The organism is uncultured Microbulbifer sp., assembly GCF_947489355.1.
GTDB lineage: Bacteria > Pseudomonadota > Gammaproteobacteria > Pseudomonadales > Cellvibrionaceae > Microbulbifer.
On sequence record NZ_CANLDD010000047.1, the window covers coordinates 22,868 to 34,411 of the forward strand.

Genomic DNA, 11,544 nt, shown 5'->3' on the forward strand with positions numbered 1-11,544 from the left:
TCTCCTATACTATTGGCATAAAAATTGGTCCAATTGTCAGGAAAGTATGGTTTTTATTTTTTATTGATAAGGGATTTAATCAGGTTTTTCATCTCTTTGCTGTTTTTGTGCTGGTCAGAAGCCTTTCCCTTGGCCCAGAACTGGTACTGCAGCGCCTTGTCCAGTTTATCGAATTGTGCCATATATTCTGGCATATCTTCCTGGGTTACATGATCGGATTTGGATTGAAAGGTGTATTCCACGGAAAGACTGTCCTCAATGCGCTCAGCCGTGCGAGAAAAGGTGAACCAGGGGTTATCAATCTCGGTGGTGCCCAGTGTTTCCTGCCAGAGCAATTCACCGCGAATATTGGCCACAGCACGCTGACGGACATCAACGGGGTGCACCAAGGCCAGTGGGCTCTGGCGGATTGGCCTTTGGGGTTTGGGGATATACTGCACAATACCGGACCCATACAGGGAAAAAATCTTGCGCGCCGAACTCAGTTTGGCAAAGGATTGTATTTGGTATTGCTCGGACACCTCCAGACGGTTTTCCTCCAGGTTGTCACTGTAGCTGATCAAAGGGGCAGGATCGACGCCAGGGTAATAGGTCGCAATAAAATTGGTATAGCCATTTTTGACCTGCTCGGAATCCGAGGCCAGAAAAAACCGTCGCACCTGTTCCGCTTTCAGGTGTGAAAAAGTTGTACTAACTTTGAGTTCGGCACTGTTGCCTGCAGGATCTATATCAAACTGTTCTTCGATTTCGGTACTCAGCAACGATTTTTCCGCAAAACTGGGTTCCACCCTCTTTAGGTTCCGGGTAGCCGGGGCCACCGGCAGGGCGTGTTCATAGTTAAAGAACCCCTTGTGCCTGAGATGAATCCCCTGGCCGGCAGCGGTGGCGTCAACCCAGTATTCCCTGCCGTTAAGTTCGACCAGGTTGATCACATGATCGAAAGATCCCGGAGAGGGAATATCCCTGCCAATATCCCGCCCGCGGCTGGAGGATACCAGAGCAGGGTAGGAATGCACGCCGAGGTGGGCGAGCATGCTGGTTAACAGAAGCGCCTTGTCCTTGCAGTCGCCGTAGCGTTTTTCCAGAGTTTCCCGCGGGCTTCTTGGCTGGTGTGAGTTGATGCCGAGTTCGATGCCGAAATAGCGGATATCCTCCTGCACATATTGGATTGCCTTGTTGACCGCCTCCCCCAGCCCGAACTCTTCGTGCCAGGTGTCCAACTGTTTCCTCAACTTACCGGGAAGAGCGCGGTCAATTGCATAGAGGCCCTGGGCCCAGGTATTGACCTGTTTCCAGTTACTGTAGCCAGAGTACTGGATGTAATTCAGTGGATCGTGCCAGGTGGGATATTCGCTTTCTGCGAGCACTGCAGGAACATCCAGCAGATCGAGTTCATATACAAAATTGCCCTGGTGGCGGGAGGCTGTCACCGGGTGTTCCCGGTGATTGAAGCGGTAATGCTGTTTTTGATCGCTGATAATACGTACAAAGCGCCGGTCTACCGATTGGGTCCAGGAGAGGTAGAAACGGCCAAAGTCACTGCGTTCAAAAATCGGGTTGCTACCCCGAATGGTATAGGCGTAGGTGAGGATATCGCCGGGGCGTATATCCTCAAGGATATAAAGCGCGTTCCACTGCTCTGAGTACAGTTTGCTGGAGAGCTCCTGCTCGGTCTGAAATAGTTTGAAGGCTGCCTTCTGCAGGCGATTCAGACGCTTGCCGTCGCGCACGATACTGATATCGTGGACCACCAGGTGTTGAAAAGCGGGATAGAAGCCAAAGGTCAGCTCGGATACCTCCCCCACGCCCTGTTGGTTCAGTGGCTCCATCTCCAGTTGGAAATAGGATTGCTGGTCTTGGCCCTGGTGCAGTATTTGGGAATTGGACAGGTGATACCGGACACTGCCCCGAGGAAGCTGTTTATTGTCCACAGGTATCAGTATTTTCACCCACGCCGGGGTTGGTTCAATCGTGATCTCCGGGTCAGCTTTTGCGAGGCATGTGACAAGAAAAAGTGCAGTGGTCAGCATCTGACCGAGAAAGCGATATCTCAAAGCGGGCCTCGATTATTATCTGCAACGGATCTTTTTTTACCGGACAGGGTATTGACTCGGGGACTCATATAGCGTGGGTGACAGCGTCTTCTGGCCCCCTTGACCATCCCCAAATAATCCCGGCGCTGTGTCCGCAGCGGCACCCCTTTTTATTGTTTGCGGCTTCGGTTTAACCGCCGGTTGGGCTGGTAATATACCCTAAAGGGAGTCTGGATTATATCCGGCTGCGCCGCCAAAAGCCTGGAATGTTCTGCTATCGAGGATTGCGATGAGAGCCTGGCGGTTCAGCGGGCCTGTATCATGTGGATAAACGGGCAGTGGACAGGCAAGCGTATAAGCCAACAACTGGACTGGAGAGGGTGCGTCACGCCGTGTACAGTTGAGTGGTGGATAGCTCCGGCAAGGGGGCCGCGTTCAATCGCGCTGTGGGGGGCTGCCCGATGCCCGGTAGTGGTTGCACGGGGAGCGGTTGTCACCAGCCGCCAAACAGGTTTTTCATAATCGGTCTGGTGGCTGGGGTGGGAATAACAGGGGCGCTGTCCGGGTTTATGGATTGGATTGTGGCTGTTGAACCGGCACCGCCTCCAGCTTTTCCCTCAGCTCTTTGAGCTTCTCTTTTACCCGAATGGCATTTTCCGGCCCCATACGGATCATCAGTTTTTGCACGCCAGGCAGTTTTTCCAGTTTGGGATCGGCAAACTTGTAATATACCGAAGGGCGCACGAGTTGGATGGGGCCCTCAATTTCCGGTGCCGCGAGCACCTTGTCAATGGCTTCCAGTACCACCTGATGGAAAGTTTTATTGCGAATACCCAGTTCACCATAGGCCTGTGCCAGACGCGGGTACCAGTACTGGTAAAGACTGACCGCGGTTTCCGTATTCATCAGGGCGAACAGGCGTACGGGCTGATCGTAGCGGCGGTAGTTGCTTGGTGACAGCTGGTAGCCCTCCGCTGAGGAGCCGGTAACCAGGATAGGGCCCCGGATGCTCTTGAGGGGCCGGTGCTTGTAAATCAGCGTACCGCGGGAACCGGCATTGATCGCGGCTACCCACTTGCGAATCACTTCACTCGGAACCAGCCAGCGGGACAGGGCATTGTCTGGGGCCAGGCCCATCAGTTCCTGGTAGACAGCCTTGTCACTGTTGTTGAGCGGGGGTGGTGGCTCCCTACCCGGTTCTTCAGCCGGTTTTTCGGCTGGTGCGGGTTCCAGAGGCTTGGGCACAGGGGGCTGTTCTTCCGGTTGCGCCAGGGTTTCCGGCTCGGGCGCTGTCTCGGGCTCCTCAATGATTTTCGTCGCGGGAATTTCTTTTTTCTTTTCGTCGCCGGTCCAGAGCCAATAAGCTGCCGCGGCGACGATGATCACCACTATAATTCCGATGATCCACCCTTGCCTAGATTGTTGTTCCGACATTCCTTGCCTCCTTCTTGTTGCGATCAGAATGTTCAGGTTGGACCACGACAAAGCCTAACGGTTTCTCCGTGGAGTCTGGGTTTAACATTACTCTCTGCCGCAGCCAGTCGCAAAGGAGATTTGCATCTCCCCTGGCCCTGGTAAAACCCGGCACAAGGATTCGACCCCGCAGTCGTTGCCATGCCCACCGAACTTATGCGCGGGTGTGAGCTTGTCTGTGCTATTGGGATCGGTTAGGCAAATTGTGGACAGCCAATAGGAAGCAGGGCAGTGCAGAAATTCCCTCGCTCCTGGTGGTCCCATGGACGCAACTGTTTGCAAATAAAAGGATTGGTGGTGGGGATTACTGAGGAATCTCTCGGTGCGTTTCAATCTTTGGCTATCCCGCGTTGCGAAAATCAGGGGGAATAACGCAGTAGCGTCAAGAACTGGCAGAGAGATGATGGCTGGGAGTTTGGTGGATGACTGGAGTGTTTGCAATGTTCTGCTGCTTTGCTGATTGCAGTGCCTTCCTGGCTGAGTGAATCCTTGTGGCAAGGACTTTTTACGGTAAACTCACGTAGAAAAACGTCTGTTATTCAGCAGGGAGGCTTTATATGAAACGCACTGTAATCTTGGTTCTCGCACTGGTACTGGCCGATTCGGTCGCCGCGCATAAGGCACCGACACACAAACACGCCCAACTGGTCCCGATCCCGGCCTATCGCCAACCTTATGGGGAGGCGGGCGCGCAAGCTTCGCTGCAAGCCGCCAAAGCTTTCCTGGCGACCTTTGATGAAGCGGCCAGGGACCAGTTCATGTTCACGCTGAACGCCGCGGAGCGCGCGGGCTGGTCTAACCTGCCTGCTGGCATTGTTGATCGCACAGGCATTGCTGTTGCCGAACTCTCCGATGTACAACGCGGTCTTTTATTTGATTTCCTGGCTTCGTCCCTGAGTGAGGAGGGCTATCGGAAAGTCATGGATATCATGGCTGCGGAAGCTTTCCTGAGCAACGACCGCCGCGCCAGGCGCCTGAAGTGGGACCCGCAGAACTATTGGATATCCTTCTACGGGATCCCGTCTACGGATACGCCTTGGGGATGGCAATATGGCGGTCACCATCTGGTGTTGAATATTTCGGTTGAAAACAACAGGGTTGAAACTATGTCGCCCAGCTTCGTAGGCACAGAGCCCGCGGTCTTTTCCCTGAACGGTGTTGACTATGTATCCATGGTCGACATGCATCGTGCCGGATACGCGGTCTATTCGGCCCTCGATGCCGAACAGAGAGCGGTGACCGATGCAGAGCGTGTTCCGCGGGATGTTCAAACCGGGCCGGGCAAGGATGGTGCTATCCCATCGGTGATCGGCATTAGTGCCTCCAAATTGCGCAATGAACCGAAGGCCCTGATGCTTTCGGCAATTCGAAAATGGGTTGCAATTCAGCCATCGGAGAATGCCGTGCCCCGAATGGCGCAGATTGAAAGTGAACTCGACCAGACACATTTTGCCTGGATTGGTGATAGTACCCTCAATACGCCCGCCTATATGCGTATCCAGGGCCCGACATTGATCATCGAATTACTCTCCACCGGGGGCAATGTCGGTGAAAATGCCAGCGGTAAAGGCCACTACCATTCTATTTACCGCAACCCTGCGATGGAGTATGGCGGTTAGGTGCTGGAACCTGTATGCCCGTGGATAGCACAAGGCCGCTCATCGCGCGGGTATCCTGGTCTGGGTTGCCTGGCGCATCCGGGCCAAAAGGCCACTCACTGTAGTACGCAGCGGCAGGATCTCTACCGCTGTACCCGGTCATTGAAAATGCCGGGGAAACTCCCGCTGCGCCAGGGCCGGTCAGTCGGTTTTCATCTCTGTAGTGGTGAACTGGTTGCACACCATCACATCCACATCCAACTGGCCAATCACGCGCTCCGCGGTATTGCCACGCAGCAGCGAACCCGTAGCACCGTACTGGTTCATGGTACCCATTACCACCAGGTCCGCATCGATCTCACGGGCCACGGCCTCCACCACATCACTGGTATATCCCCGCTTCACGTGAATGCGATGGGTGGGTACGCCGGTCTTGTCGGCGAGCTTGGCCAGGGCGCCGCGGTCCGGGTAGAGCATGGAGTCCAGATAGGCGTTGACCAAATGCAGTTCCGCCCCGTAGTGGCCGGCGATAAAGGTGGCGCGTTCGCTGATCTGGCGATTCAACTGGCGATGTTCCAGGGTTTTGGCCTGGTAGTTCACTGTGGCCAGTACCACTTTGCGTGCTTCCTTGGCGCCGGGGCGGATCAGAACCACCGGGCAGCGGGCGGTCTTGAGTACCCGCCATTTGGATTCGGCGAAAGTGAAGCGACGGCTGCTCTTGGCATGCACAGGGAGGTAGATCATTTCTGCATTGCAGCGCTTGGCTTCCTGTACGATTGCAGCCTGCCAGTCACTGGACCAACACACCGTGATCTCGCAGGTGAGCCCGGCGGTGGCAATCGGTTCACGAATCTGTTCACGGAACCAGGACTCGTCGCGGAAGAGATGGTCGTTGACCGCACGGGTATCGACAGCTTCACCATCGACCGCCACAAAGACTGCCAGGCCCGGTTGGGGGTTGCGCCCCCGCGCAGTGGTCAGCGCCCGCTCCAACGCCACGTGCTTCTCATCATTGGGGTCCACCACCACGAATAGGGTGCTCTGCTGTTCCATCTTTCCTCCTAGACATAAAGGGTTAGTGGCCCCCTGCGTGAGACAGTGAGCCTTTGGGGTTGAATGTATCACGGGGTGCAGGTGGCGCGGAAAGTTTGCTGATGATGATTGTAGTTTTACGCGCCAAATCACCATGTGCAGGCGCATAGTGGAGTATTGAAACGATATTGTATAGAGGTGTTGCATAGGGACCTTCACCGGACCGATCCCGGTCTGAACCTCGCGCTCCGGCACGAAGCCGTTACGGACTACAGCCGCACGACCGACGTCCAGGCGGCGACCTTATTCCATGAAGGTCAACAGCCCTGCCTCCACTGCCTTCTGAAGCAGCTCTCGTGCGCCCCGGTGGAGTAGCTCTGTCAGTGGGTCAGCTGTCTCCTGTCGATCTGTAAACTCAACAACGGTATTCTTTTCCATAGCGGCGTACTCTTGGTTGGTTGACTGTTTGGCAACAACAAATTAACCAGATACGCTGCTTTCTTTCAAACTTTCAAACTTTCAAACTTTCAAACTTTCAAACTTTCAAACTTTTAAACACCAGAATTGGTTATAACTCCCACGCCAACAATTATTGGATAATATGGTTTACGCAGGAGAGATCTCCCCAACCGTTGCCGTTATGGTCTTGAATCAGGGGTGTCGATCTCAGGATATGCTCAGCGAAAAATTTATAGACTTTATAGCGCTAGAAGTTATTCCCTGGGTAAGAAATAATTATAATGTTTCCGGTTATGAAAATGTGGTTATCTTAGGTCCTTCTCGTGCAGGATTCTCGGCAGCATTTGCAGCATTAAGATATTCGAATGTTATTGGCGGGGTGCTTTCACAATCTGGTTCATTTTATTCTACGTTAGAAGAAAAAGAAAATTGCCCCATTTATCCTGAATTTGATGGAGGATTACTTACAGAATACACAAAATTTCCAAAACAACCAGTTAACCTTTATTTGGATGTAGGCTTATATGATCTTGGGTTGGGGCGTGTGGGCGTTAATCGACAATTCAAGGGCACCCTTGAGCTTAAAGGGTATAAGCTGAGTTACAAGGAATACAAAGGAGGGCATTCCCATCTGAATTGGCGGCATACATTGTCAAATGTGTTAATATATTTTTTTGGGGATACAAAAAATAGCAATGCATTGCAACGCACAAGTCGATAAATATGAGTGGTAGACACCATGGGCATAAAAGGAAAATAACAGCCAGAACAGTTAATGGTTGAGATATTTAGCGGTATTGTGTATCTGCTATTTTTCCTATTTAAATCGATTCGATAATTGTGGGCTCTATAGCGTATCAGTCATGGCTTTCCAATTCGCTATATTGGCTGGTTGCTGGCCTTGGCCATTGTCCATCCCCATAATCTTCCACAGGGCTGTTTTTTTCATAGCGAGTAAACAGGTCTGGGGCCATGAAATTGATGTTTAATTATCTTGTTCACAGGAAAGTTCATTATCTGCTGTATTTTATTTAGGCAATTGCTTTAAATGTCGATATTATAGAGCACGGACTATGATATGCTACTTACCATTAATGCTTGAAAGGAACTTATCAAGGGCCATATTGAATTCCTTGGGCCTCTCCCAGAACATCATGTGCTTACCCATATAAACAACAGAGGCAGATGGGGTGTTGGCTTTAATCCACTTATCCGCCACCTCCTTCATTTCATTCCGCACGATATACAATAAAGGTACTTTACCCTCAAGTGCGATAAGATCCTCGCTGTAGTCGAGATAAAATCCCGTGGCATTTGTAATTGAAGCGACACTACTCGATGTATGGCTGGCGATTCTTGATATCCAGGCAACATTCTCTGGCGTCGGATTTTCAAGCATCCATTTGCTAAATTCTGAGATAACGTTATCGCGATCCTCAATGATGCCTTCGGTAAACCACCTGGAATAGCCGTCGGAATCATCGTTAAGGTACCAGACCCATTCGTCACGCGTAGCACCTGTTATATCCGGACCCGTGTCAATCATGATCATGGCTTTGAGTTTATCAGTGCCGAACTGATTCAAATACGCCAGTTGCTCCGTTACCCCATAGGACCAGCCTGCTAGAATCACATTTTTCAAGTCTAGCTTTTCAATCAGTTGAGCTAGATCACGTGCGTGTTGTTGGTAGGTGTGGCCTTCAACGGGTTTTGATGATTTGCCCTGGCCTCTAGGGTCATACGCCAGTGCGCGGTATTTTTTTGATCCTTTAAAGTGGGCGAGTTGATGTTCGAAAACCTCTGTTGACATCATCCAACCAGGAATAAAAATAATAGTGGTGTCGCCGTTGCCTGCTTGCTCGTAGTGTATGGTGAGATTTTCATCTATCTTGACTTCCTCTGAAGCTACACCACCAGTAAACAGACTTAAGCCTGCAACTATTACCATTGAAAGGTATAGTATTCTCATCATCACTCCCAGCTTTTCCGAGATAGATGGCATCGTTACCACCAAATACAGAGGATAGTTTACCGAACAAAAGCACACAAGTCATCATGACCGCTATTATTCTGATAGCTGATCCACTGGCAATTCCGTTTCAAACCATTAAATATACATAAAAATCAGTTGTTTGTGCGTATATTCTATAGCTATCCAAAACAAAAAACTTCACTGTCACCATGAATCCAGAATATGTTATATTTTTTAACCGATGGGTTTGAATGAAAATATGGCGAGAGCCACTGCCAAATAGGTCGAGGGCGTATATAAACAGGTTCCCTTGTTGAGCTATTGTCAGGACCTGGAGGGTAAACTCGTCAACCTTTAACTGCAGTAGCACGACACAGGTATATGAATAATACCTCGAAGATACAGATCTTTTTTGGTAGATTCCAGCTCCAATACGAAACTGCTGCATGCCTAATGAAACAGCAACAACTCAACTCAATAAGGAAATAGATCATGTCAGTAACCATCTGGCTTTTGATCTCGAATACAGTACTTTTCATATTACTGGGTGTCTTTTCTACAATTCGCACATCTGACACACGCTGGGCGTTTATTTTTGATTTTTTCTCGATTTTACCGGCGACGGCAATTTTGGCATGGTATGGCGAGGGCGTTGGCTGGCGACGTATATTGATCACTGGTCTCGTGACGATTTACGTTGCGCGTATGCTCTACACACTTTTCGCCTGGTTTGGCGCCACAGGCGCCAAAAGATTAAAAGATCAGGCATCCAAATCAGCGATCTTGGTGTTGCCTTTTTTCCTCGTGCCCATTTTTAGTTGGATTTACCCGCTTCCTTTTTTCGCAGCCATGGACCGCACTGGGAATTTCAATGTATTTGACGCGACAGCGCTTACTTTATACGCTGTAGGGACCGTGTTTCATTTCGGCGCAGATTTACAAAAATGGCGTTATCGCCTGGATCCCGCAAACAAGGGAAACTTGTTGCAGAGAGGGTTTTGGGGGATGTCACGGCATCCCAATTACTTCGGTGATTTCATCATCTATCTATCGTTTGCACTGATTTCAGTTTGGCCTTGGGGGGTGATATCTCCGGTAACCAATTTTCTTCAATACTTATTTGATGCAATACCCAAAAATGAGAAAGGGGCACAAACACGATATGGTGAAACCTGGAAAGTTTACGTAGACACGACGCCCACCTTTCTACCCCTTCGGTTTTGCAGAAAGAGGTTCTAGAGATTTCACAGGGCTAACGTAATGAAATTGGTTAATGAATACCTAGTGCAGAAGATTATGACTCTTTTCCGGTAGATTCTCTGTAATCTCCCAAGAAGCCATCGAGTGCCGAATATAATAAGTTTGGGGAGATGCACAGATCTGCTGTCTGCATACTGAAGTTGCCGCAGTGATAGTAAAACAGAGCTAATGATCCAATGCTTTTTATGTATACGTAAATACTGCCTTCATAATCAAGTGAGGGTAATAAAAATTCTGCTAATATTTCCGTAATGACTTATAAGTTATCACTATTATTTTGGGTATTGTTTCCTGAGTCAAGTCAAGGGCCGGCACTCCTCCTTTAACCTAACCGATCATATTCTTTTAAATGTTGTGTTGCAAGTTCAACCGCTTTTTTCGCATGAATTTGTGTTGTGTCGTATAACGGGACATTTGTATGTCCCTGTTGAATCAGGAGTGCTATCTCGGTACAGCCAAGGATAACAGCTTCTGCTCCCTGATTTCGAAGCTGGTCAATGATTTTGAGGTAGCTTCGGCGTGATGCGTTGCTGATTTTTCCCAGACACAACTCAGAGTAAATTACTTCATGAATTAGATTTCTGGATTCCTTACCGGGAATTATAACCTCAATACCATATTTTTCAGTTATGCGGTTTTTGTAAAATGTATGCTCCATAGTAAAGCGAGTGCCTATGATGCCCACCCGTTTTACCTGTTCATTAACCAACTTTTCTGCGGTTGCATCGGCAATATGAAGCAAAGGTATGCAAACAGATTTCTCTACGGTTTCTGCAACTTTATGCATTGTATTCGTACATAGCAAGAAAAAATCAGCACCAGCCGTTTCTACAGATTTAGCTGCTGCAGCTAAAATATGTGCGGTTTTTTCCCAGTTCTCTTGTTGCTGTAGTTTCTCAATCTCGGCAAAATCAACGCTGTATAAGCATATTTTTGCAGAATGCAAACCCCCAAGAGCGTTTTTGATGCCTTCATTAATTTCTCGATAGTAGTTTGCGGTTGATTCCCAACTCATACCGCCGATAAGTCCTATAGTTTTCATACTTAATTGCTCTGGAAAACAAATAATAGATAAAATAGGAAACCTGAAGCCGTATGTCTTCTTGATCCGATTACATTATCAGGGCACCCTGTGCAGATTCAGGAAGTTTGTTGGTGTCTGCATTCTGTGCTAACACCAACTCTATTGAACAGCAATAATCCTTAGCCATTACTAGCGGGACTCTTGAATAGATCTGTAAGCTGTGCCAACCATTGAAATACAATTTGGACAGCCGGTATTATAGGACTGTCCTACCCCAAAAGATGGGTTTGCACCAAGCTTTTGATGCGCGATAACCACAATTTCTGCGCCAAGTTCAGCGGCTTTATTTTTTAGCTCTATCCGGCACTGTTTAATATTTGTTGTGGAAGACTTGGCATTAAAGCCAAATTTGCAATCAATATCTCCAACAGATTGATAATGCTTTAAGTCAGAAATAGAAATTTGCTGTATAATTTGTACCTTACTGCCCGCTTCTGAAAGTTTAATGTTGGCACATGAAATCAAGAGAAGGAAAGAGGCAAAAATAAAGATTGTTTTCATAAATACCCTATAATTGAACAATTTATTAAATCTGTAAAGCTTAACTAAAAATTCCCGCGGATTCAACCTTGAAGCGCATACCATTTATGCGGCTTGTGCCGCCAAGTAATTATCCATTAAATCTTCTGGTGT

At 49.0% G+C, this 11,544-nt stretch carries 10 protein-coding genes; 3 read left to right on the forward strand and 7 right to left on the reverse strand.

The window, feature by feature from the left end:
• Positions 1 to 53 precede the first annotated feature (53 nt).
• Together Q1A48_RS16255 and Q1A48_RS16260 are read right to left on the reverse strand one after the other, a co-directional pair.
• Entirely contained in the window at positions 54 to 1,949 is a 1,896-nt protein-coding gene (locus Q1A48_RS16255) for a DUF3857 domain-containing protein (RefSeq protein ID WP_299946996.1), read from the reverse strand.
• A 651-nt stretch (positions 1,950 to 2,600) separates the two neighbouring features.
• Complete coding sequence (locus tag Q1A48_RS16260) at positions 2,601 to 3,467, reverse strand: DUF3014 domain-containing protein (RefSeq protein ID WP_299947000.1); 867 nt, start codon at positions 3,465 to 3,467, stop codon at positions 2,601 to 2,603.
• 596 nt (positions 3,468 to 4,063) lie between these two features.
• On the opposite strand from Q1A48_RS16260, the gene Q1A48_RS16265 reads away from it, so the two are divergent.
• The gene (locus tag Q1A48_RS16265) at positions 4,064 to 5,125 is read left to right on the forward strand and encodes a DUF3500 domain-containing protein (RefSeq protein WP_299947003.1); all 1,062 of its coding nucleotides are present in this window, start codon (positions 4,064 to 4,066) and stop codon (positions 5,123 to 5,125) included.
• A gap of 180 nt (positions 5,126 to 5,305) precedes the next feature.
• On the opposite strand, the gene Q1A48_RS16270 is transcribed toward Q1A48_RS16265, so the two are convergent.
• Positions 5,306 to 6,157 (reverse strand): universal stress protein, encoded by an 852-nt coding sequence (locus Q1A48_RS16270; protein ID WP_299947006.1) that lies wholly within the window; start codon positions 6,155 to 6,157, stop codon positions 5,306 to 5,308.
• A gap of 282 nt (positions 6,158 to 6,439) precedes the next feature.
• Positions 6,440 to 6,574 carry a hypothetical protein gene (locus tag Q1A48_RS16275; protein WP_299947009.1) on the reverse strand — a complete coding sequence of 45 codons (135 nt, stop codon included), beginning with the start codon at positions 6,572 to 6,574 and terminating at the stop codon, positions 6,440 to 6,442.
• Positions 6,575 to 6,728: 154 nt separating this feature from the next.
• Between Q1A48_RS16275 and Q1A48_RS16280 the strand changes: the two genes are divergently transcribed.
• Complete coding sequence (locus tag Q1A48_RS16280) at positions 6,729 to 7,316, forward strand: alpha/beta hydrolase-fold protein (RefSeq protein WP_299947012.1); 588 nt, start codon at positions 6,729 to 6,731, stop codon at positions 7,314 to 7,316.
• Between the two features lie 360 nt (positions 7,317 to 7,676).
• On the opposite strand, the gene Q1A48_RS16285 is transcribed toward Q1A48_RS16280, so the two are convergent.
• Entirely contained in the window at positions 7,677 to 8,597 is a 921-nt protein-coding gene (locus Q1A48_RS16285) for an alpha/beta hydrolase (protein ID WP_299947015.1), read from the reverse strand.
• A 462-nt stretch (positions 8,598 to 9,059) separates the two neighbouring features.
• Between Q1A48_RS16285 and Q1A48_RS16290 the strand changes: the two genes are divergently transcribed.
• Positions 9,060 to 9,806, forward strand: a complete 747-nt coding sequence (locus Q1A48_RS16290) for a DUF1295 domain-containing protein (RefSeq protein WP_299947018.1) — start codon at positions 9,060 to 9,062, stop codon at positions 9,804 to 9,806.
• A gap of 343 nt (positions 9,807 to 10,149) precedes the next feature.
• Here the strand turns inward: Q1A48_RS16290 and Q1A48_RS16295 are convergent, their stop codons facing one another.
• Together Q1A48_RS16295 and Q1A48_RS16300 are read right to left on the reverse strand one after the other, a co-directional pair.
• Positions 10,150 to 10,869 (reverse strand): aspartate/glutamate racemase family protein, encoded by a 720-nt coding sequence (locus Q1A48_RS16295; RefSeq protein WP_299947020.1) that lies wholly within the window; start codon positions 10,867 to 10,869, stop codon positions 10,150 to 10,152.
• Between the two features lie 171 nt (positions 10,870 to 11,040).
• A complete protein-coding gene (locus Q1A48_RS16300) occupies positions 11,041 to 11,412 on the reverse strand; it encodes a hypothetical protein (RefSeq protein ID WP_299947023.1) in 372 nt (123 codons plus the stop codon).
• Positions 11,413 to 11,544: the final 132 nt, after the last annotated feature.

Coding starts and splice junctions, on each gene's coding strand:
- Q1A48_RS16265 (WP_299947003.1), top strand. CDS start 4,064: ATGAAACGCACTGTAATCTTGGTTCTCGCACTGGTACTGGCCGATTCG.
- Q1A48_RS16290 (WP_299947018.1), top strand. CDS start 9,060: ATGTCAGTAACCATCTGGCTTTTGATCTCGAATACAGTACTTTTCATA.
- Q1A48_RS16275 (WP_299947009.1), bottom strand. CDS start 6,574: ATGGAAAAGAATACCGTTGTTGAGTTTACAGATCGACAGGAGACAGCT.
- Q1A48_RS16260 (WP_299947000.1), bottom strand. CDS start 3,467: ATGTCGGAACAACAATCTAGGCAAGGGTGGATCATCGGAATTATAGTG.
- Q1A48_RS16300 (WP_299947023.1), bottom strand. CDS start 11,412: ATGAAAACAATCTTTATTTTTGCCTCTTTCCTTCTCTTGATTTCATGT.
- Q1A48_RS16285 (WP_299947015.1), bottom strand. CDS start 8,597: ATGCCATCTATCTCGGAAAAGCTGGGAGTGATGATGAGAATACTATAC.
- Q1A48_RS16270 (WP_299947006.1), bottom strand. CDS start 6,157: ATGGAACAGCAGAGCACCCTATTCGTGGTGGTGGACCCCAATGATGAG.
- Q1A48_RS16295 (WP_299947020.1), bottom strand. CDS start 10,869: ATGAAAACTATAGGACTTATCGGCGGTATGAGTTGGGAATCAACCGCA.